Origin of the sequence: Vibrio sp. 10N.247.310.98, assembly GCF_041467395.1 — a bacterium.
Taxonomy (GTDB): Bacteria; Pseudomonadota; Gammaproteobacteria; order Enterobacterales; family Vibrionaceae; genus Vibrio; species Vibrio crassostreae_C.
This window is the reverse complement of the sequence record NZ_JBFSUL010000056.1, coordinates 1-19,905: the sequence shown is the minus strand read 5'-3', so window position 1 is coordinate 19,905 and position 19,905 is coordinate 1. Positions and strand designations below refer to the sequence as shown.

At 43.7% G+C, this 19,905-nt stretch carries 22 protein-coding genes and 2 pseudogenes; 9 read left to right on the top strand and 15 right to left on the bottom strand.

Annotated features, from left to right (window positions below; genetic code table 11):
• The first annotated feature begins 24 nt into the window (after positions 1–24).
• Entirely contained in the window at positions 25–1,455 is a 1,431-nt protein-coding gene (locus AB6E78_RS18350) for a DUF2867 domain-containing protein (RefSeq protein ID WP_017066073.1), read from the top strand.
• A 167-nt stretch (positions 1,456–1,622) separates the two neighbouring features.
• Here the strand turns inward: AB6E78_RS18350 and AB6E78_RS18345 are convergent, their stop codons facing one another.
• The 3 genes from AB6E78_RS18345 to rsuA all read right to left on the bottom strand — a co-directional run bounded on the left by AB6E78_RS18345 (position 1,623) and on the right by rsuA (position 4,395).
• Positions 1,623–2,282, bottom strand: coding sequence for a DUF2913 family protein (locus AB6E78_RS18345; protein WP_017060382.1), 660 nt, complete (start codon positions 2,280–2,282; stop codon positions 1,623–1,625).
• The gene (locus tag AB6E78_RS18340; protein WP_102333192.1) at positions 2,282–3,499 is read right to left on the bottom strand and encodes a Bcr/CflA family multidrug efflux MFS transporter; all 1,218 of its coding nucleotides are present in this window, start codon (positions 3,497–3,499) and stop codon (positions 2,282–2,284) included. The genes AB6E78_RS18345 and AB6E78_RS18340 overlap by 1 nt, the downstream gene beginning before the upstream one ends.
• A 200-nt stretch (positions 3,500–3,699) precedes the next feature.
• Complete coding sequence (rsuA, locus tag AB6E78_RS18335) at positions 3,700–4,395, bottom strand: 16S rRNA pseudouridine(516) synthase RsuA (RefSeq protein ID WP_017060380.1); 696 nt, start codon at positions 4,393–4,395, stop codon at positions 3,700–3,702.
• Between the two features lie 97 nt (positions 4,396–4,492).
• Here rsuA and AB6E78_RS18330 point away from each other — a divergent pair, with 97 nt between their 5' ends.
• The 4 genes from AB6E78_RS18330 to AB6E78_RS18315 all read left to right on the top strand — a co-directional run bounded on the left by AB6E78_RS18330 (position 4,493) and on the right by AB6E78_RS18315 (position 8,986).
• On the top strand, positions 4,493–6,235 hold the full coding sequence (locus AB6E78_RS18330) for a DEAD/DEAH box helicase (protein ID WP_017066075.1): 1,743 nt from the start codon (positions 4,493–4,495) through the stop codon (positions 6,233–6,235).
• 180 nt (positions 6,236–6,415) lie between these two features.
• Entirely contained in the window at positions 6,416–6,814 is a 399-nt protein-coding gene (locus AB6E78_RS18325) for a PepSY domain-containing protein (RefSeq protein ID WP_017066076.1), read from the top strand.
• 61 nt (positions 6,815–6,875) lie between these two features.
• A complete protein-coding gene (locus AB6E78_RS18320; protein ID WP_017060377.1) occupies positions 6,876–7,535 on the top strand; it encodes a response regulator transcription factor in 660 nt (219 codons plus the stop codon).
• A 104-nt stretch (positions 7,536–7,639) separates the two neighbouring features.
• Complete coding sequence (locus tag AB6E78_RS18315) at positions 7,640–8,986, top strand: ATP-binding protein (RefSeq protein ID WP_017060376.1); 1,347 nt, start codon at positions 7,640–7,642, stop codon at positions 8,984–8,986.
• A gap of 77 nt (positions 8,987–9,063) precedes the next feature.
• Here the strand turns inward: AB6E78_RS18315 and AB6E78_RS18310 are convergent, their stop codons facing one another.
• Positions 9,064–10,371, bottom strand: a complete 1,308-nt coding sequence (locus tag AB6E78_RS18310) for an LssY C-terminal domain-containing protein (RefSeq protein ID WP_372132156.1) — start codon at positions 10,369–10,371, stop codon at positions 9,064–9,066.
• Positions 10,372–10,385: 14 nt separating this feature from the next.
• Positions 10,386–11,114 carry a glycosyltransferase family 2 protein gene (locus AB6E78_RS18305; protein ID WP_372134044.1) on the bottom strand — a complete coding sequence of 243 codons (729 nt, stop codon included), beginning with the start codon at positions 11,112–11,114 and terminating at the stop codon, positions 10,386–10,388.
• Between the two features lie 367 nt (positions 11,115–11,481).
• Here AB6E78_RS18305 and rplY point away from each other — a divergent pair, with 367 nt between their 5' ends.
• Positions 11,482–11,760: a 50S ribosomal protein L25 gene (gene rplY / locus AB6E78_RS18300; RefSeq protein ID WP_017060373.1), complete on the top strand. Its 279-nt coding sequence runs from the start codon at positions 11,482–11,484 to the stop codon at positions 11,758–11,760.
• A 168-nt stretch (positions 11,761–11,928) separates the two neighbouring features.
• Here rplY and AB6E78_RS18295 read toward each other — a convergent pair whose 3' ends face one another.
• The 3 genes from AB6E78_RS18295 to AB6E78_RS18285 all read right to left on the bottom strand — a co-directional run bounded on the left by AB6E78_RS18295 (position 11,929) and on the right by AB6E78_RS18285 (position 13,878).
• Complete coding sequence (locus AB6E78_RS18295; RefSeq protein ID WP_017060354.1) at positions 11,929–12,321, bottom strand: NUDIX hydrolase; 393 nt, start codon at positions 12,319–12,321, stop codon at positions 11,929–11,931.
• 61 nt (positions 12,322–12,382) lie between these two features.
• A complete protein-coding gene (locus tag AB6E78_RS18290) occupies positions 12,383–13,144 on the bottom strand; it encodes a nucleotidyltransferase domain-containing protein (RefSeq protein ID WP_102333188.1) in 762 nt (253 codons plus the stop codon).
• A gap of 122 nt (positions 13,145–13,266) precedes the next feature.
• The gene (locus AB6E78_RS18285) at positions 13,267–13,878 is read right to left on the bottom strand and encodes a DNA alkylation repair protein (RefSeq protein ID WP_372134045.1); all 612 of its coding nucleotides are present in this window, start codon (positions 13,876–13,878) and stop codon (positions 13,267–13,269) included.
• A gap of 204 nt (positions 13,879–14,082) precedes the next feature.
• Between AB6E78_RS18285 and AB6E78_RS18280 the strand changes: the two genes are divergently transcribed.
• Positions 14,083–14,604 (top strand): type II secretion system protein, encoded by a 522-nt coding sequence (locus AB6E78_RS18280; protein WP_017065388.1) that lies wholly within the window; start codon positions 14,083–14,085, stop codon positions 14,602–14,604.
• Positions 14,605–14,697: 93 nt separating this feature from the next.
• Here AB6E78_RS18280 and AB6E78_RS18275 read toward each other — a convergent pair whose 3' ends face one another.
• The 7 genes and pseudogenes from AB6E78_RS18275 to AB6E78_RS18245 form a co-directional block, all read right to left on the bottom strand.
• Positions 14,698–15,225 (bottom strand): GNAT family N-acetyltransferase, encoded by a 528-nt coding sequence (locus AB6E78_RS18275; RefSeq protein WP_372134047.1) that lies wholly within the window; start codon positions 15,223–15,225, stop codon positions 14,698–14,700.
• Between the two features lie 2 nt (positions 15,226–15,227).
• Complete coding sequence (locus AB6E78_RS18270) at positions 15,228–15,764, bottom strand: GNAT family N-acetyltransferase (RefSeq protein ID WP_102333185.1); 537 nt, start codon at positions 15,762–15,764, stop codon at positions 15,228–15,230.
• Positions 15,765–15,814: 50 nt separating this feature from the next.
• Positions 15,815–15,913: pseudogene (locus AB6E78_RS18265) on the bottom strand (DUF3465 domain-containing protein); the annotation flags it as partial.
• Positions 15,914–15,952: 39 nt separating this feature from the next.
• Positions 15,953–16,204 carry a TIGR03643 family protein gene (locus tag AB6E78_RS18260; RefSeq protein ID WP_017065384.1) on the bottom strand — a complete coding sequence of 84 codons (252 nt, stop codon included), beginning with the start codon at positions 16,202–16,204 and terminating at the stop codon, positions 15,953–15,955.
• A gap of 123 nt (positions 16,205–16,327) precedes the next feature.
• Positions 16,328–16,849 (bottom strand): annotated as a pseudogene (locus tag AB6E78_RS18255) (GNAT family N-acetyltransferase).
• Positions 16,850–16,995: 146 nt separating this feature from the next.
• Complete coding sequence (locus AB6E78_RS18250; RefSeq protein ID WP_372134046.1) at positions 16,996–17,808, bottom strand: hypothetical protein; 813 nt, start codon at positions 17,806–17,808, stop codon at positions 16,996–16,998.
• 218 nt (positions 17,809–18,026) lie between these two features.
• Complete coding sequence (locus AB6E78_RS18245) at positions 18,027–18,452, bottom strand: hypothetical protein (protein WP_017065381.1); 426 nt, start codon at positions 18,450–18,452, stop codon at positions 18,027–18,029.
• Between the two features lie 528 nt (positions 18,453–18,980).
• Here AB6E78_RS18245 and AB6E78_RS18240 point away from each other — a divergent pair.
• A complete protein-coding gene (locus AB6E78_RS18240; protein WP_017065380.1) occupies positions 18,981–19,172 on the top strand; it encodes a hypothetical protein in 192 nt (63 codons plus the stop codon).
• Positions 19,173–19,378: 206 nt separating this feature from the next.
• Entirely contained in the window at positions 19,379–19,798 is a 420-nt protein-coding gene (locus AB6E78_RS18235; protein ID WP_017067227.1) for a BLUF domain-containing protein, read from the top strand.
• Positions 19,799–19,905 lie beyond the last annotated feature (107 nt).

The window sequence follows — 19,905 nt, the reverse complement described above, 5'->3', positions numbered from 1 at the left end:
ACCACAGATATAAATGGAGTAACAATGAAGAAAGTACTGGTTTTAGGGGCTTCTGGATATGTTGGTTCGCAACTCCTCCCTCTCCTGCTTGAGCAAGGCTATCAAGTCACGGCAGCAGCAAGGCATATCGACTATTTAAAGGCACGGACCGAGCCTCACGAAAGCTTATCGCTTGAGTATCTTGATCTGGCCGATCAAGCTGCGACACAAGCCTTAGTCCCCGACTTTGATCTTATCTTCTTTCTCGTCCATGGCATGGCAGAAGGCCACGACTTTATCGATTATGAGCTGAACTTAGCCCGTAACTTTGTTTCTGCTCTTGGGCCAAAGAATCAACACGTCATCTACCTGAGTTCTTTACAGCCTCAGACTGGTGATTCAGAGCACCTTCAAGCGAGAAAGAAAACCGGCGAATTGCTTCGTAAAGGGCCTGTACCCGTTACCGAACTTCAAGCTGGCGTGATCATTGGCCCAGGATCTGCGGCATTCGAGATCATGCGAGATTTCGTGTACAACTTGCCGATTATGATTGCGCCAAAATGGGTTGACTCTAAAGCCAACCCGATTGCTTTGCAGAACCTGAACCACTATTTACTAAAACTCGCACAAGACACGCCTAGCGAAAGCCAAACCTTTGAGGTTGGCGGGCCGGATATTGTCTCTTACCGAAACCAATTTGCTCATATTGCCAAAACTGCCGATCGTCCACTCAGGCTATGGGCGACATCGCTACTGACACCAAAGATTGCTTCATATTGGTTAGGCGTGGTGACTTCTGTACCGTCTAACATAGGTAGAGCACTACTTGCAGGCTTAAAGCACGACTTCATCGCCAGTTCGACCATCATTAGAGAAAAGTACCCTCAGAAGCTTATCTCGTTCGAAAATATGGTTGAACAAGCCATTCACGCTGAAGGAAACTTTGTCAAAAGCAATGTATGGGGCTTTGATAAAACCGCATTCAAACGCTGGCAAGCTGGGTATGGCTATTACCCGAAGAAAACAGGCGCAAGTATCACCTCAAGCGCTTCATTGGAATCGCTTTGGCATGTTGCTCAGCAAATCGGAAGCCCGAAGCAAGGTTACTTCTTTGCTAACACTTTATGGCGCACACGCGAATGGTTGGATGTTCTTTTCGGTGGCGGTGTACCGGTTCGACAAATGCCAGAAGGGCCCAACCTAAAAGTCGGTGACAAAATCGATTCATGGAAGGTCATTCGCTGTGAAGAGAATCAGTTTTTATCTCTGCTTTTCGGTATGAAAGGCCCCGGTTTAGGGCGACTCGAGATTACTGTCTCTGACCACGGTGACTCTCGCGAGCTGAATATCTCGGCTTGGTGGCATCCAAAGGGGTTTCTAGGGTTACTGTATTGGTTTGCTATGATGCCAGCCCACCTGTTTATTTTTAAAGGCATGGTGAAGGCAATTGAGAAGCAAGCTAAAGAACAGGATTAAAAGCAGATGCGGGATTCGAGTGTCGAGATGAGAAAAGATTAAAAGCAGATGCGAGATTCGGGTAACGGGATGCGAAAAGACTTAACAGCAAATTAGCGACACGCGCTATGAGAGACAAAAAAGAGCGGATAATTCCGCTCTTCGTATCTCTCATCTCGAATCCGCTATTAGCCGATAACGCTAATTGGGATCTCAGCCAGTTGGTTGCCTTGGTTAGCAGGGTAAACGATGTATTCACCGTGATACTTCACCGCAGACTTATAGTCCGTTACTTTGTGAAGCATGAAGCCCGCTTCCATCGCCGCTTGGATGAACTCAGCATGGTTGCCACGAACAAACCAGTTCATTGGCTTAACCATCAACTCCCCGTCGAAAGAGTCGTCACACTGTTTACCGCATAAAGCAAAAGAGTGCTCGCCATCGGTGAAGAATTGAATCTTGCCGCCAGTCGTTAGCTCGTCTTCACTCGATACGCTCCAACCCATCTCGTACATTTTGTCCATGAACGCTTCAACATCACTGTCTTTTAGCGTTTTAGGCTCTTCGCCTTCAGGGAAAAAACGTCCGTAAAACGCAGAAATACGTTTAAAGGTAAAAGTTAAATCAGAGTTATTGCCTTTTGAGCGACCCTGTTTCTGCCAGCGAACCAAGTCAGGCACAATCACGCGATCATAAGCTTGGGATTTAATTGCCTTTGTTACCCAACGAACCAAATAAAGGTTGTTCGCGATAGGTGCGTCAATGGCCTTGCCAGACTTATGTAGAGCATATAGCTCGCCTAGCGCATCATTCACTAACTTCTGAATTTCAATATAGTATTTTGACATTATGCCTTCTTTCCTAATGTCCAATATAGTAATGCTGACATTACTGCACATGCAGCCATTACCATAGCCATAGACCCAGCACTGTCACTTGGCAGCATCGCAACGATAGCCCCAACGACAGAACCAGTACCAAATCTTAATGTTCCCGCAAGCGATGAAGCCGTGCCTGCCATGTTTGGATAACCACTGAGCAATAGACCCATAGAGTTACTGCCGATAGTAGAGATGGTGCCAATAAATAGCATCACAAACGGCACGATTCCCCAAAGCCCGAGATCCAGCGCCCAACCGACAAGTAAACCTACGCCAGCCAGTAATTGGATGACCAACGCTGCCCTCAACATTGTATGAGAACCGACCTTCTTAACGATTCGACCATTGATTGTCGTCATCAGAATCATCGCAACAATGTTCAGACCAAATAGGTAACCAAACAGGTCAGGACGTACGCCATAGACATCAATGTAGACAAAAGAGCCTGCAGTTAAGAATGCAAACATCCCAGAGAACGAGAATGCACCCGAGAAAATCAAGCCCATAGCGGTCGGGTTTTTACATAAACGGGCGTAATTACGAATCGTGGTTTTAAAGCGCAATGGTTGTCGGTTTTCTGCAGGAAGCGTTTCTGGGATCTTCATCGATACCGCCAGAATCACGATCACCGCAAAAATAGCCAGAACCCAGAAAATTGAACGCCAACCGAACCACAACGCTAAGTAACCGCCAATCATCGGAGCAACCAATGGCGCAACTGTCATCACCAAAGTAACGAAAGACATGGTTCTTGCGAAATCTTCACGATCGAACATATCTCTTACCACCGCTTGGATGATAACGGCCGCCGCAGCACCAGCAAAACCTTGAGCGGTACGGATGTAAGTCAGCGCTTCAATGCCATGAGTTGTCGCACTCACCATAGAAGCGATAGCAAACAAGAACACACCAATAAGCAGTACAGGCTTGCGACCATAGCTATCCGCCAACGGGCCATGCAGCAACTGCCCCAGCGCGAAACCTGCGGTATAGGCTGTTAGCGTGATTTGTACCTCACCCGCCGTCACACCAAGATCTTTAGCAATGGTCGGCATCGCTGGCAGATACATATCAATGGCTAGCGGAGTAAGTGCACCAATCGCACCTAGAATCAAAAACAGCACTAAGCCTAATTGAGGTGTTTCTAGTTGGGAGCTTTGGCTCTGTGAGGTCGATGTTTGCATGGTTCTCCGAATGTTCAACTGATAGAGCTAGGGACTAGCGTGAGTACGCGAGTCAAAGATTGGCTGAGACTTTCCTAGTACCAGTCAACATCATCAGCCGACGCTATCCATGGTCGGCTTTACAACGAAAGGGCTATTTCCAGCAAAAGTGGTCTCTTGTTAAGAACAATTTCTTGTTAAGAGCAACTTCTAGCTAAGGACTACTTCCAGATTGAATCGACTTCTTCTTGCGTTAGGTAACGGTATTCACCTAACTCTAAAGATTCGTCCATCTCAATTTCGCCAATACGTTCACGGTGTAGTGCTTCTACCTTGTTACCAAGAGCAGCAAACATACGTTTAACTTGGTGGTATTTGCCTTCGTGAATCGTTAGCAATACTTCACGCTCTGCACGAACTTCTAGGTGTGCAGGAAGTGTTAGGCCATCTTCGCTCTTAAGCTGGATGCCCTCTTTGAATTTTTCAACGTAATCGTCTTCAACAGGTTCAACCAACCAAACACGGTACGTCTTCTCGCACTTGTGCTTTGGCGAAGTGATACGGTGAGACCACTTACCATCGTCGGTAATCAATACAAGACCTGTTGTATCAATATCTAGACGGCCAGCAAAGTGCAGCTTGTCCATTTTGATTTCATCAAGTAATTCAAACGCGATACGATTTGCGCCATCTTCATGCGAACAAACAAAGCCTTCAGGCTTATAAAGCATGATGTAACGTGGGCCGTGAACATTCAGTTCATTGCCTTGCCATTCCACAACGCACTCTTCAGTTACCTTGAGTGAACCGCTTTTTTGAATGACATCATTTACTGTCACTGCCTTGGATTTTAATAAGTGTGTTGCTTCTCTTCGAGTGACGCCTAATGCATCGCACAGAAATTTATCTAAACGCATGAATACCTCAACTAATCTAAGTCGGGTATTATAGTCACCTTTGCTCAATTAGTTGAGCTATTTCACACTATTTGTTTTCCTTCTTACAAGACGCGATATGTATACACTCCGCCCGTACCAAGCTGATTCTGTAAAATCAGTGATTCATTACTTCAGAAAACACCAAACTCCGGCAGTGCTCGTGCTTCCGACAGGTGCAGGAAAAAGCCTTGTGATTGCAGAGTTAGCAAGGCTTGCGAAAGGTCGAGTGTTGGTGCTTGCTCACGTAAAAGAGTTGGTTGAACAGAACCATGAAAAGTATGAAGGTTACGGGCTGAAAGGCTCGATTTTCTCTGCGGGTTTAGGACGCAAAGAGACCGACCAACAAGTCGTGTTTGCTTCGGTGCAATCTGTGGTGCGAAATCTCGATTCATTCTCTAACCAATTTTCGCTGTTGGTTATCGACGAATGCCACCGTGTTCCCGATGAAAAGACCAGTAGTTATCAGAAAGTCATCACTCACTTACGCGAGAATAATTCGGGCATCAAGGTGCTTGGATTAACAGCGACCCCATATCGTCTTGGGATGGGTTGGATTTATCAATACCACACTCGCGGTCAAGTGCGTTCAGATGAGCCACGTTTCTTCCGCGACTGTATCTTTGAGCTGCCGATTCGTTACCTGCTCGATGAAGGTTTCTTAACTCCTGCACGCATGATTGATGCACCCGTGTTGAGCTATGACTTTTCGCAGTTAAAGCCCGCGAGCACTGGTCGCTACAAAGAAGCAGAACTCGACATGGTGATCGAGCAATCGAAACGAGCGACCCCACAGATTGTCGATCAGATTATTCACCTAGCCCAAGATAAACTAGGCATCATGGTATTCGCTGCGACCGTTCGACACGCGCAAGAGATCCTCGGCTTATTGCCAGAAGGTGAAGCTTCAATTGTGATTGGTGATACACCAACTCTCGAACGTGACCAAATTATCAGCGACTTCAAAGAACGTAAAATCAAGTTTTTGGTTAACGTATCGGTATTAACCACAGGTTTTGATGCGCCACACGTCGATTTAATCGCGATTTTGCGCCCGACAGAATCCATCAGTTTGTATCAACAAATCGTTGGCCGTGGCTTACGCCTATCTCCGGGTAAAAAAGAGTGTTTGGTGCTCGACTATGCGGGCAACAGTTACGACCTCTACCAACCTGAGGTTGGCGACCCTAAACCCGATTCAGACAGTGAAATCATCACCATCCCTTGCCCTGCGTGCGGCTTCAATAATAACTTTTGGGGCAAGCTAGACAGCAATGGCTTCTTGCTTGAGCACTTTGGGCGCAAATGCCAAGGCTACTTTACCGATGAAGACACGGGCGAGCGCGAGCACTGTAATTATCGCTTCCGAGCGAAATATTGCGGTGAATGTGGTGCTGATAATGACATTGCTGCGCGCATTTGTCATGAGTGCGATGCAACCTTAGTCGACCCAGACAAAAAGCTAAAAGAAGCACTGAACCTAAAAGATGCCTTGGTATTTGAATGCTTGGAAATGGACCTCAACGTGCTTAAAGACGAGAAAGGTAAATCACAACTTAAGGTCACCTATCGCGGAGAAAACCAAGCGCAAGTGCATGAGTTTTGGTCATTAACCAGCAAAAAGCAGAAGCAGAACTTCAAAGACCAGTTTGTTCGCCCTCACCTTGCAGACAGACATCGCCCTTTCGAAGAAGCCTCACCGACGAAAGTGGTTGCTCACCAACATAGATTCCGCCCACCTCAATTCGTGATTGCCCGTAAAGTCGGACGCTTTTGGAAAATGAGAGATAAGATATTCGAAGACGAACTACAGCAGCGTTAAGGTTAAGAATAAAAGTAAGTCTTACGTTCTTAACACTCGGCAATTAATCTTATGTATTAAAGCCTGCGCCATTTAAGCGTTAAGTTTTTCGGTATCAAATTCTCATTATTAATCAGGTTCACTTTCTGTTCAGAATTACTTTTTTATACTGAACGCTATCAACCTTCTCTAGGATTCGCTATGTTTAGTAAAGCTATGATTTCTTTGTTTTCTATAAGCTTAGGCTTATTTGTTTCTGCTGGCGCATGGGCTGACTCACATCATAATGGTCATGAATTAGTGCAGGACGTTCATAAAGCAGGAACCAGCATCGAATTTGAAGAAGATCAAGACGAAGTCTATGAAGCCGTACGAGAAGGCTACATTCGCCCTTTCTCAGAAATGTATGCGGCGGTTGAAAACGATCTTCATGGCAGAATCATTAAAGTAGAACTAGAAGAAGATGACGACATTTGGGTGTATGAACTAAAAATCAATTACCAAAACAACATCATCAAAGTCGAATACAACGCTGAGACGTTAGAAATGCTTATGATCAAAGGCCGCAACTTTAAAGACGCAATTAAACACGGCGACTAGTTACGTACGACGAAGAGCTAAGCACGACGAACAGTCATTAGAAGAAATTAGAAGAACAATTATGAAAATTTTAGTCGTTGAAGATGAGCCTCGTTTGGGCCAACAAATTATTGAAACACTTGAGGGGGCCGACTGGGTTCCAGAGCTCTCTCAAGATGGTATCGACGCACTCTACCGTGCAACGTCAGAAGAATGGGACGCGATTGTCCTCGATTTAGGTTTACCTAAGCTTGACGGCCTAACGGTATTAAAAGGCATTCGAGACGAAAACATCAACACGCCAGTGATTATCTTAAGTGCTCGTGACACGCTAACTCAACGTGTTGAGGGCTTGAACGCCGGTGCTGATGACTACCTAACTAAGCCATTTGAGATGGTCGAGCTGATTGCCCGTATCCGAGCTCAACTGCGCCGAGCATCAGGCAGTGCTGCTCCGATACTTCAAATCGGTGATCTAAGCCTAGACACACGCAGTTCTAAAGTGTTGTGGCAAGGTCAAGCAGTTAGCCTCACGGCGCTGGAATATAAAGTTGTCGCGTACTTCATGCATAACCAAAACAAGGTTATCTCGCGCACTGAGTTGGTTGAGCATATCTACAAGCAAGACTTCGACCGAGACTCAAACACGGTTGAAGTGTTCATCGGTCGTATTCGTAAGAAAATCGCACCAAAGATCATCAAAACCGTTCGTGGCCTTGGCTACCAACTGAATGCTGAATAGCTCAGTCGTCAATCACGCCAAGAGCAACCATTAATTAAGTGGACAGCCTGTTCTGATCATCGCAATACGATAAGTTACGATGAGCAAAGGCAGGTTGGAAATGCATGAATCTAAAGAAACGAACACTTAAAAACATCAGTTTAAAAAGCCGCTTGCTCCTTGCTGCGGCTTTTTGGCTAGGTGCGATGATATTAGCGGCTGGTGTCGGGATTCCGAAACTGGTTAACGACTACCTCGTCGATGACATGAAGCAGCAGCTTGGCTTAACCATGGATGAGTTAACCGCCAATATCGAAACCAATGACAGTGGTAACCTGATCATGGCAGAGCGTCTGTCTGATCCTAGGTTCAACCAGCCCTACAGTGGTATTTATTGGCGCGCCGCTACCCAAGAGCAGATCATTCGATCTCGCTCGCTATGGGATAAAGACCTCACCATCAAGCGTTCACCGATTCACACATCAGTCAAAGGGCCAGAGAAAGAAAAGCTGATTTACATCGAGCAAGATATCTACCTGCCTGAACTGAGCGACCCTGTCACGATCACCATTGGTATTGATGAAGATCCATTAGAATCCACACTGACAGAGCTTACTGGTCAAGTCTGGTTGATCCTAATGTTGCTGTTTGTTGGCGTGCTGATGTTGATCGGTATTCAAGTCAGTTGGTCGTTATTACCGCTCAGCAAGATGCAACGCGAACTGGTAATGCTAAGAAACGGCGAGCAACAAGGGTTAAGCGATAACTACCCGAAAGAGGTTTCTCCATTAGTCTCTGACCTCAATGCCCTGCTCTTTCACTATCAAGAGTTATTAGAACGAGCTCGTAACCACGCGGGTAACTTATCTCATGCGTTGAAAACACCGCTTTCAGTTCTAAAAAATGAGATAGAGCGACTTCCAGAGGATGACAAGGCACTGCTGCAACAGCCCATTCATCAGATTCAAAGCCAAATTGATTATCACCTTGGCCGCGCTCGTATGGCAGGTGCAATGAACATTCTTTCGGTGAAGTCTTCACCTTGTGAGCGTGTTGAAGCTATCTCAATGGCGTTTGATAAAGTCTACGCAGCCAACGAAGTCACCATAATTAACGAGCTAGACTCTGAGATTGAAGTGGCAGTAGAAAAAACCGACCTTGATGAAATGGTCGGCAACCTACTCGAGAACAGTTACAAGTGGGCGGGCAGCATTATTCGCGTCCATGCAAATGAACTCGACGATGGCAACATAGAGTTGGTGATTGAAGATGATGGCCAAGGCATTCCTGAAGAGAAGCTTGAGCAAGTGACCAAACGTGGCGTCCGACTTGATGAAACCACACCAGGAACAGGCTTAGGGCTTAATATCGTAAATGAAATGGCACACAGTTACCGAGGCAGCCTAACGCTCAGCAAGAGCTCAATGGGCGGCTTAAAAGCTTCTCTGGTGCTTAAAGTAAGTAAAGGCTGAACAAGCTAAGTAAAAGTTAAACACAATAAGCCCTAACGTAATGCTAGGGCTTAATTCTATCGACCTTATATACAACTCTATATATCGTTCACAGCAACATCCAAAGTTTGTGAATTATCACTAAGGGTCGTTGCTCCAATCGTTAATACCCGGCCATCAGTGTAATAGTCATGATCGTCATTGATCACTTCCACCGTTGCTAATGGGTACTTGTCTAACTCGATGTCTGGTAGTAACGTTCGTATCTGATTAGCAAGCCGATCTCGCTCTTCATCAACATTAGGCTCAATGTTATGAAGCACGGTCACAATGCCTGAGTAAGGCGTGACTTTAAGGCCATCATCATAGCTAATTGCGCCTAACCACTGAGGCTGGTTAGTTTTAATATCAACACCTGCACGCCACCAACGAATATGGCTGCGCTTCATCAGGTTACCCGGCAATTGAAAAGCCATATCTTGCGGCTTGTCTCGCCAATATAAATCAGACACTGGCGGCGTTTTTTCTCTAAGCAATGCGAGATAACCAACCCATTCAATCTCATTTCGAGAGAAGGTTTGATTCTCTATCCAGCCTAATTGCTTCATTAAGTCTCTTGGGGTTGCTCCAACATAAATTACGTTGATCGCTTGCGCCGAGTAGAACGAAGATTTACCGGGGAACGCTTTATAGGTAACCGAGTTCCAGTCGACTTTGTTTATTTGAGCCGTCTCTGGTTGATTCTGAAAGTCATCCGCTTTCCAGAAAAAGTGAGCGTAGTTCGCAAACAATACCCACGCCAACAACAGCGCACTAGACTTAAGTACTAAGCATCGCCACTTCATTCGGTAACCGATAATGGTGAAGACTAATACCGCGAACACACCAACGATCAAGCTATTATGCTCCGAGATAAATATCTTAAGGCTATTAAGCCACGGGAAGTTTTCAACGCCGTGCGCCAGTAACATGCCCCAAGCAATGAACTGCCCTCCACCAAGGGCCAAACCGATAAACGCCAACACACTAAAATTACGCCACGGTACACGATGCGAGCCAGCTATAAATGGCACAACCCAAGCGATAGGCCCTAATAAACGAGCAAAAAGAATGATGTATGTGCCTTTGCGAGCAACCAGATAGCGGCAGCGCGCAATTAATCTTTTGGTTTTAGGGCGAAACTTAATGAGCCTTCGTTGCACCTTAACACCGTATTTATAACCAATGAAATAACTGAGTTGATCACCAAGCAAACCACCTAGCATCACCAAAACCAACGCCATCCATGCACCTGAATACAGTTGAAAGCCCGCTGCGATAAAGAACGGCTCTCCCGGTACAAATAGGTTTGGGCCAATGAGAGCATCACCCAATGCTCCCAGAAACAGCCCTAGTCCATCAAACATAACAACCTCAATGCTTACTGTTCTTTGTAATGACCGAACTTGTAGTTCATCTCGTTGTTACGCATTTCGCCTTTAAAGAAGCGTCTTACATTGGCTTTAAGATAAGTAGAGCCTGTCTTCACAACGCCATCTTGATCTAATCGACGTGGGTCAAAGCCAAAGGTCATATTTAGGAATCTAAATCGCCATGTTTTGCTCGCACGTTTTACATAATCACAGTCCTCACAAAGGACGATCTCTTCATCAAAACCGCCGATCTCATCATGCGCCCGTTTAGTCGAGAAAATACATGCGCCAATCGCCGTCGGGAAAAAGAACTGAGTAGTAAACAAGCCTGCGTTAAATAGCCCGTAACCAAACTTGTGTACAAGCGGCAAACCTTTCGAGCTCATGTACACACCCGCCACTTCAAGCTTCTTCTCTTCTAGTTCATAAAGCGCTTTCGCAAGGAAGTTTCGAGGCAAGCTCACGTCAGCATCTAAGAAAAGGATTCGGTTGTATTGCGCCAAAGCAGCCCCGGTGTTTCGACCAAGGCTAACACCGCGTTCTTGCATATGGTGGACTGTCAGTTTTGGCAATGCACTTTCATAAGCCTGCGCCACTTCTCTGGTGTTATCTTCACTGTTCGAGTCGACAACAATCACTTCAAACTCTTGGTGGGTTTGCACGCTCAACTCTTCCATTAAGCGGCTAATGCGTTTCTCTTCGTTTAGCGTAATTACGACAATGCTTACCGGTTTCATATTTTCACCTATTCATTCTGCTGTTTAATTAACACTAAGATTAACGAACTAAGACTTAACCAAGTCTTAGGCAAACATTCATTTTCCGTTCATTAACTTGATGATTTAGCAGTGATATAAATAGATAAGGATTGCGATGTAAAAGGGGGTAAAATGCGCTAAACAAGCGTTAGCGAACGTTTTATCTCCAAACGAACCCATTATCGAAAGAAATTCACTTTGAGATGGGCTTCTGACTTGCTCATATTGGAATGTGATGTTAGTATCCGCGCTCGCTTAAGCATGAACTTTTATGTTTAAGCATTACCACACACTCAAGGTCGCATTGAGGTGTGAAGTTAATTTTTACTAATTTGAGAGTAAAACTATGAAATTTGAAGCAGTAGTACGTACTGAACTAGGTAAAGGTGCGAGCCGCCGCCTACGTCACGCTGGTAAATTCCCAGCTGTAATCTACGGTGGCGAAGCTGAAGCTGTAGCTATCGAACTTGTTCACGCTGACGTGATCAACCAAATGGATAAGCCTGAATTCTACGAAGCAATCACTCTACTGATTGACGGCGCAGAAGTTAAGGTTAAGCCACAAGACGTTCAACGTCACGCGTTCAAGCCAAAAGTTGAGCACATGGACTTCATCCGTATCTAATTCCCTACCAAGGAATAAGATTGGATTAATCCAGCCTTCTGCATAGAAAAGATAATCGATCTTACCAGTCGAGAAATCTAGAAATTCGAAACCCCGATGCTACCAACATCGGGGTTTCACCGTTTTTGAGCCCTCAAAAAACGTCCAAAACATCTTATCGAATCCAAACTAAAGATACCTACCCACGCGCTCTACTTCTTTCAAAGCAATACCATCGGCTGCTATACCAACAGGAGCTGAACCTAGTGAATACCACTTAACATCATCAGTCTCTTGAGCGGTGATATCTCCTTTCCAGTCACTCACGATAAAATAATGAATCAACTGAAGTTCCTTCGTAGGATGGTAAAGCGAACACAAGTATTGGTAATCAATCGGAACAACATTAAGCTCTTCATCAAGTTCACGAAACAGCGCCTGAACCTGGTTTTCACCGTGTTCAATATGGCCGCCAGGTATAGTGATTAAACCGGGATCGGTCTCCCTAGACTCACTACGCTTTTCTAGTAATACCTGCGATTCCTTCAGCATGATAAAAGAAACACACTCGTGGACATCCATCTAATTTTCCTAAAGCCGTTACAAAGGTAGTTAAGTTTGTTGTTCTAGCTTGTGTTAATGCTTAATTTACAACAAGCTTTTTACTCAGCCTTTCATACAATTCAAAAGCTTCTGTTTTAGATATCAAATTTCCGAGAGCGTATTGATGAGCTAGCTCAATATCGTCGCTTTGATTGGAGTAATAGCGCTTGGCGACTGCAGCGCACTGGCTCAGGTTGGTGTACCAACTGCCGTCTTGCTCAGCCACAAAATAATACGCCGCTCGCACTAACTTTTTACCAATTACCTTAACGATATCCGCATCAGTCATTGTTTTGAAACTCGAGGGCATTTGCTTAAGAAAAGTCGATAAATCGCCATTAAGAGCTTGGGCTATTTCATTGCTGGGCTTATATCGTGGAAACTTTATAGATAGATCATTCCCCCAAATACAACAGCAACAATGCTTGAGCCAAAACTGCCAATGGAATTCTTCGTTGGGTTGCAGAACATCCCGCAGGAAGCCAGGATCGATATCAAGCTTGGTCACTTGCGGATAGGTTTGGGGTATGGTGTCGGAAAGTAGGTTAAATACTTCCTTTTCTCTCTGACCAACAGGCGTAGCGAGTACGATAGAAACATCCAAATCAGAGCTACCAACAATGGCCGTTCCTCTAGGCACGCTTCCATACAAGTAGATACCATCAACTTGACTTGGAAGTTCTCTTAGCAACGAATCAACGACTGCTGACACCACTTCTTGAAATTCAGGCGCAATGTTCTTTGGCGAATAAAGATTTTGAATGAACCCTTCTCGATCGAGTCCTCTAGTTTGTTCTTGCACCTTGGGTTCCTATTTTAATCGTTATAATTAATCACACCGGATTCTGATGATGATTTGAGGAGTGCCAGTGGTTAAAGTAACATTAACTCTCGCTTAGTTTTATCGTCCAACTTTTCAATCGTCTAGCGAAAAGCAACTCTTGGTATTGCGGCATGCTTAGCGTTTAAATAACCAATAACCTGTTGAGGTTCCTTTTTACTGAGGACTTTAAGCATCCAACCATATCCTTTCTGCACGAGGTCATGTCCATCTTCTAGCAATAGGTCTGCTACACAAAGCGGAGCCAACGCTGAGTATCGATTCTGATTGATCGGATAAATTAAGATGACAGCAGCAGCTCTACGTACAGCAAAATTTGAATGCTCGACCCGTTTGGTTGTGAGTTCGAACAACTCATTGTATTGAGACAGTAACTCACCAAACGCATGAGTGCAGAAGTCATCACAATCATTCCAGTCAGTGACATACTCCATTAACCAATGCTCAAAGATTGGAAACGTTTCTTTCGAATATTGTTTTCTTACTCTAAAAGCCCAGTCGTAAGCAATAACACCTAACGCCCAATCCCTTTCTTCAAGCAATTGAGTACACAGGGACAAAACATTAGAGATATCTTTATTTTTGATGGTTTTGAAAACGAGCGCCGATATAGATCGAACCAGCCCTGTTTTAACACTAGCCTCTGGATAACCAACGTCTGAAAGATGAAGCTTTACCGTTTCTACGAAATTCATTAATTGCCAAACCTTCATAGAACTAAAATTAATATCAAAGTGAGATACACAGCACTTAAACCATACGCATGAAATTTATAAAATATAAGTTACCTTAATCACAACATTCATTATTGAGCATTTAAATTACCACTAAAATCAGGATATTCCCTTTGGTAAGAGTAACTTATAATGCATACTAGCGGCCTTTAAAAGAGGTGCTAAATGAAAAAGAACGGTTTTACACTTATTGAGCTTGTTGTCGTTATTGTGATCCTTGGAATACTCGCCGTAACTGCTGCTCCAAGGTTCCTCAACGTAAGTACCGATTCTCATATTGCAGTTGTTAAAGGTACTGGTGCTTCTTTTAAAACAGGGGTCGATCTTGCCTATTCAAAAAATTTAACCTCAAACGGTGGTGGTGCTTCCACGAATGTCCCTATCTATGATGACTCCGCGACCGGCCAGCTTGACTTCAATGAATGGGGATATCCAGCCCAGCAATGGCACTTACCTGAAGAATCTCCAAGATTAGATAACGCTGAAGATTGCATTTCGGTATGGGGCGCACTGCTCCTCGATCCACCTAGTATTTCAAGTTTCAATTCACCAGAAGAAACCGACTACATTGCTGAATATATACAGACGGATCAGTGTATCTATCATTATCGAGTCGTACCGGGAATTTCCATTGACTACAACTCAATGAATGGTGACGTCACTGTAGACGATGAGCCAGATAACTAAGCGCTAAATGTTGGTCTTTCAGAGTACTTGGGAATTTACGGTTTCTCTCAATAAAAGTGCCACACATTAAGAATCAACAGCACACATTTAAGACTAGCTTATTTTGGCGTAAACGAGCGTGCTGTCCATATCTCCTGATGGCAAACGTCGATCATTGGCTAAGCGAACTTCAAGTTGATAGCCACATCGTTTGGCCACGGCCTGACTTTTAAGATTCGAGCCTGCCATCCTAATTTCGACTCTTTTCGCACCTTTTTGAGTGAATGCATATTCTTCGATAATTCGGACAGCTTCACTCACGTAACCCAAGCCCGTTTTTGATGTTTGCAACCAGTAGCCGATTTCAAAGTAAGGGACAGTATCGTCTCTGATCATAAAGCCAATAGCCCCGATAAATGCCCCTGTTTGCTTTTCAATAATATTGAACCAGAACTCGCCAGTAAAGTTGGCGAAATTATTGGTAGCATCTTGAATGTTAAGTTCTAGCTGCTCTTTAGTTAGAGAATCAGAAACCCAAGGTAAGAATGGGGAAAACTCGGCCTTGCACTCATTTATCACCTCACACATCTCTTCGCTGTATTTTAATGATGGAGGGGTTAATTTGAGCCTTTCACTTTCCATCACTAAGCCTTTCCCCAATCAGATCGAACAACCGCCAACACAACTGTATCCCACCATTGACCTTTGAAGAATCGATGAGCTTTAAAACACGCTTCTTGTTTCATTCCCAGTGACTTACATAATTTAATCGCAGCCAAGTTCTTGCTGATGGTTTCGGCGTAGATTCGGTGTATGCCTAACTCTGAGAAACCAAAATCAGCGAGGGCTTCAGATGCTTCTATAGAAAGCCCTTTTCCCTGAGTTTCCCTCGATAAAGCACAGCCCATTGAAGCTTGTTTATCGCGTTCAAGACGTAAACAAACGGTTCCAATAAACTTCCCCGAATCTTTGCTTTCAACCGCTAGCTGATAGGACTGGCGTGGTACTTCCAAAGCCTGTGCAACAAACAACTGAGTTAGCTCTCGATATTTGTTAGGTTCGCAATCACTTTCATCATAGAAACGCTGATACTTTGCGTCTTGAGAGATCGCAACAAAAGCACACTCGTCTTCGATACTCATATCTCGAAGAATCAACCTGTCAGTTTCCAGCTTAAACATCAAAATTCCTTTTTATCTTATAGCCTTGAAGGGAAAAGTCTCGGAGGTGTTTACTCGTATACTTTCCCGTTATGCTTCAACCAACCATGAGTGTGATGATTACGAGGGTCTTTGTGCGTCCAGTGCATTGCGCCACCTTTCTTGTTCCACAATCAAATGTCATTTGGGCTGACTAAATAAGTCCCTATCTAGCGGTGCTTGTATTGAGTCGGACAATAACCTCTCGAAACGTCCGAACTGCGTAGTTTTACATGCTTGGTCGAGCGCCCAGAAACACGTGAACGCCACAGCTTAAAACTGCCAAGCTTGAGATGGCTACGCATAAAACGAATCACTTCCGATTCATTTAAACCAAATTGCAGTTCTATTGCTTCAAACGGCGTTCTGTCTTCCCACGCCATTTCGATAATTCTTGATTCATTCTCTTTAGATAGCATCATGCATACTCTTCCTTAATAAACTGGAAGAAATACGCCCGTCTTAGATTTAAAGATCACAAGTGACTACTTTGAACTCCACGACTTATAAAGTTCAGTAAAACAACAAGCTAACTCAAATTATGGCTATTTGCTTTCCAGCCACTCAGAACGCAATAGACCATACTTAATCGAGTCATAATACTCGCCTTGGTAATAACGCACTTTTCTTAGCCTAGCTTCTTGCTGGAAGCCTAATTTAAGAGCTAGTGACATCATCCGCGGATTACCCGACCAAGTGGTTAAACCGACACGCTCTATCTGCTTGTTTTCGAATAGGTAAGATACCCAAAGAGGAAGAGCTAACGCAGCAATACCCTTCCCCCAATAGTCGGAGTTATAAATGACTACTCCGACTTCAAGCCAACGTGTCTCTTCACACTCCCAATAACAACTGACGGTTCCTACAGGCACATCGTCTACAACCACCAACTGTAAGTCGGATCCATTGAGTAACCGTTAAAACGAACGGCTTTCAAACTCTTCTAGTGATGGCGGTGAGTATGGAAAATAAGGGCCGTTAAACTTCGTCCACTCATCGTTTGAGATAACCAAAGAATAAATGGCTGCCAATTCGCTTGGCATGGCGGGCCTAATACTTACCTGCATTTTCTCTCCTTGGTTTGGTGCTTAGGTATGGTTCTTGGTCTAAGTTCTAGAGGGATTAGTCGCGACCACAGCAGTCATTAATCTCATAATAACCATTAATAATAAAGTAACTAAATCGGATGACTACCAATCTAGCAGCTAGGCAATCATGGGGTTAAATAAGCTTGTGCGAACTCTCTAAGCACTCTCGCATTATTGTGGTATTTGCTATCCCCGCACTTTGTGCCATCTACTCTGATGTCCGGGCTGGAATATGCAGGTATAACATCTCGCTCATAAGACATCACTGTGCCTCTGTCAGCACAAATTGTACCGAAGGAATATTGAGGAGCTCTTGGATACGTTCCAGAAATGTAACTTTCTATACTATCAAAATCTTTCAATAACGTTTTATAGTCATGATTAGCACCACTTAAATGGCCAATTTCATGCTCCATTAAGTAATCAGGGCAGTTTATCGCTAAAGAAAAAAAGTAGGATACCGAAGAAGACATACCACAATAATCAGACTCAAAGCTAAAATTATAATTAGAAAATACTATCCCAGTAAAAATGGGGACGCCGTCTTCTGTTGTTTCTGGAATCGGTTCTTCCATCGAGAGTTTTAATGACCTCTCTGCGGCGCCCAAATCTTGAAACCAAAGGCTGTCGATTTCAGACGTATAAGTCACCTTAGTGACTTTTCTCGTCATAGGGACGCAGGAGTTTTTTAACACCAGATTCGAATAGCTTTCCCATGTCGCTATTTTAGAGGCTATAAATGCTTTGGAATATTCATCTAACACCGATTCATCAACATAAAGGTGGATTTCTGTATTCAAAACCTCGCTCTGTACACAAGTAGGAAACTCGATGCTTTGAGCATTGGAGAGTCGACTATTGCTCAACACTATAATCAAAACACAACCAACTAACTGGATGAGCCTTTTAAAAGAACTCTCACTGACTCGTGTATTCATTTCCACCCTCTCCCTATATTCAAAACCACAAAGAGCATCAAAAACGCCGTGACTTAAGATTCATATCAACCCCCATTACACATATAAGCATTGGCCTCTCAAAGTAACCTGCACTACCTGTGTTTTTCAGAAAATAAAAAGCTCGCCATACAATGACGAGCCTTGTTGATTATGGGAGCTTAACGCTTATAAGACCTTAACCTTAACAGATCTAGCCACTAAGACAGCTGATCGCGTAAAGCCAATTCAACGTTTTTCAATACTTTGAACTCTTCTCGAGTACAACCGCGCGCCACGGAAACCCAATGGTCGCCAGTTTCATCGGCCCCTTTAAACTCTGCACGCAACTCATATCGTCGCCATGTAACAAACGCCAAAATAAAGGTCAGTGCAAGCATTGGTAAACCGAACTGAGGAACAAATGCCCAAGTCGCCGCCGAGAGGACTAAAGCCAACGAAACGATATTGATTGCGTTTTCTTTAAGACCCAATTGACGAATTTCTAACTGTTTGATTTTACGTAAGCTATACACATCTTTTTTAACTCGGAGTTCATCAGAACCCACCAGAAAGTCTGATGCTTTGTATGACCTACGAAGTCGCACTAAATTCGCTAACCTGTTGCGTGTTTGGTTCTTATTCATCGCCTTTCTCCATGTTATTTAAAGGTTAGTAAAAACTAATATAATCATGAAGTTAATGAACGAATGCTTGTTTTATAAATCAAACCAATATTAAAATCAAGCCTATGCAATTAATAACAATTATAACAACACCACTTAGCATATAAAATTCAAATAAAAAGAAGGCTTATTGAGGAGTCTACTCATCGTAAATCGATGTACTTTAGTTAAGTGAGATATAGGCCGATAATATTTCCAATAACCGACCAAACATACCAAACGGCGGGCATAATTCCTCCTGCTTTGTAACCACTTATTTCAACGCGATTTTTGCGACAAACTTCGTGTTCAAGGAATGCTGAACAGTGGTCACATAACGCTCCACTTGTCATAGGTCGCATAACTCCCTTGCCCACTATCCATCCGGCTTTTAAATACCTGAATCACTCAATTGAACATATCAATATAGCTTATCGATTAAGCAATTGATCTCATAATGTAGAGTCTGTACGCTTACACTATGCACACGGTTACCTAATGAAGATCACGATGAACGAACTACTGACATGCGGTATGGAACAGAAACAACGAACAACGGTGACGAGTTTATTCGCAAGAAATGGATTTAAGATCGCAACGACTGACTTTGATGATGTGACTTTCGAACGTGAAAATGTGTTGGTCAACGTTCGATTTGATTCCTCTTCTAACGTTGAATCGATTTCAACTCTAAACAACTAACGAGCTCACAAGCAGGTCGCTAAAATAATTGAATGGCCAACATTCGAGTCATTTTAGCGTATCTTGCAACCTGCCCTTTTCTACTTCATCCCCACCCTCTTCTCTTCCAAAAGCCACCGAGTGACAATTAAATCAATAACTCGCAATTCCATGATCTTGGCTTATATTTATTAATACCCTTTGAAAAAAAATTCGAAATGATGCCTATGTTCCTAACTCGGTTAATTTATGTCAGTACGCTCTGTGAAAGTTGCGATTCTCAGGCTTTGAACGACATTCTTCAGATTTCACACGACCGCAATAAGCAAAGCCATTTAACAGGCCTTCTAAGCCACAATGACAAGTATTTCCTGCAATGTATTGAAGGTTCGAGAACCGCAGTGAACCATACTTACAATCATATCTTGAATGACACGCGACACAAAAACGTCATGATTTTATATTTCAAAGAGATCGATTGTAGGCAGTTTGGTGATTGGTCTATGGGTGATATTCCACAATCTAGCCTAACTGAACTGGTTAATTTACAGTTTTCAACATCAGACCAGTTCAACCCGTATGAGATGTCAGGAGAAAGTGCCTACCGAATGCTTCTGGAATTGAAACAGAATTTGCCATCAGAATAGCTCTTCGACCCAACTTAATCCGTAGAGCAAGCAACAAAAAGCCCCAACGTATGGTAATGCCGATCAGTTAAAGCCAAAGCGATCGGTTGAAGGATCCTTCAGAGCTG

What these genes read in the sequence shown, in the direction of transcription:
- AB6E78_RS18350 (WP_017066073.1), top strand. Translation starts at nt 25, where the DNA reads ATGAAGAAAGTACTGGTTTTAGGGGCTTCTGGATATGTTGGTTCGCAA.
- AB6E78_RS18345 (WP_017060382.1), bottom strand. Translation starts at nt 2,282, where the DNA reads ATGTCAAAATACTATATTGAAATTCAGAAGTTAGTGAATGATGCGCTA.
- AB6E78_RS18340 (WP_102333192.1), bottom strand. Translation starts at nt 3,499, where the DNA reads ATGCAAACATCGACCTCACAGAGCCAAAGCTCCCAACTAGAAACACCT.
- rsuA (WP_017060380.1), bottom strand. Translation starts at nt 4,395, where the DNA reads ATGCGTTTAGATAAATTTCTGTGCGATGCATTAGGCGTCACTCGAAGA.
- AB6E78_RS18330 (WP_017066075.1), top strand. Translation starts at nt 4,493, where the DNA reads ATGTATACACTCCGCCCGTACCAAGCTGATTCTGTAAAATCAGTGATT.
- AB6E78_RS18325 (WP_017066076.1), top strand. Translation starts at nt 6,416, where the DNA reads ATGTTTAGTAAAGCTATGATTTCTTTGTTTTCTATAAGCTTAGGCTTA.
- AB6E78_RS18320 (WP_017060377.1), top strand. Translation starts at nt 6,876, where the DNA reads ATGAAAATTTTAGTCGTTGAAGATGAGCCTCGTTTGGGCCAACAAATT.
- AB6E78_RS18315 (WP_017060376.1), top strand. Translation starts at nt 7,640, where the DNA reads ATGAATCTAAAGAAACGAACACTTAAAAACATCAGTTTAAAAAGCCGC.
- AB6E78_RS18310 (WP_372132156.1), bottom strand. Translation starts at nt 10,371, where the DNA reads ATGTTTGATGGACTAGGGCTGTTTCTGGGAGCATTGGGTGATGCTCTC.
- AB6E78_RS18305 (WP_372134044.1), bottom strand. Translation starts at nt 11,114, where the DNA reads ATGAAACCGGTAAGCATTGTCGTAATTACGCTAAACGAAGAGAAACGC.
- rplY (WP_017060373.1), top strand. Translation starts at nt 11,482, where the DNA reads ATGAAATTTGAAGCAGTAGTACGTACTGAACTAGGTAAAGGTGCGAGC.
- AB6E78_RS18295 (WP_017060354.1), bottom strand. Translation starts at nt 12,321, where the DNA reads ATGGATGTCCACGAGTGTGTTTCTTTTATCATGCTGAAGGAATCGCAG.
- AB6E78_RS18285 (WP_372134045.1), bottom strand. Translation starts at nt 13,878, where the DNA reads ATGAATTTCGTAGAAACGGTAAAGCTTCATCTTTCAGACGTTGGTTAT.
- AB6E78_RS18280 (WP_017065388.1), top strand. Translation starts at nt 14,083, where the DNA reads ATGAAAAAGAACGGTTTTACACTTATTGAGCTTGTTGTCGTTATTGTG.
- AB6E78_RS18275 (WP_372134047.1), bottom strand. Translation starts at nt 15,225, where the DNA reads ATGGAAAGTGAAAGGCTCAAATTAACCCCTCCATCATTAAAATACAGC.
- AB6E78_RS18270 (WP_102333185.1), bottom strand. Translation starts at nt 15,764, where the DNA reads ATGTTTAAGCTGGAAACTGACAGGTTGATTCTTCGAGATATGAGTATC.
- AB6E78_RS18260 (WP_017065384.1), bottom strand. Translation starts at nt 16,204, where the DNA reads ATGATGCTATCTAAAGAGAATGAATCAAGAATTATCGAAATGGCGTGG.
- AB6E78_RS18250 (WP_372134046.1), bottom strand. Translation starts at nt 17,808, where the DNA reads ATGAATACACGAGTCAGTGAGAGTTCTTTTAAAAGGCTCATCCAGTTA.
- AB6E78_RS18245 (WP_017065381.1), bottom strand. Translation starts at nt 18,452, where the DNA reads ATGAATAAGAACCAAACACGCAACAGGTTAGCGAATTTAGTGCGACTT.
- AB6E78_RS18240 (WP_017065380.1), top strand. Translation starts at nt 18,981, where the DNA reads ATGAACGAACTACTGACATGCGGTATGGAACAGAAACAACGAACAACG.
- AB6E78_RS18235 (WP_017067227.1), top strand. Translation starts at nt 19,379, where the DNA reads ATGTTCCTAACTCGGTTAATTTATGTCAGTACGCTCTGTGAAAGTTGC.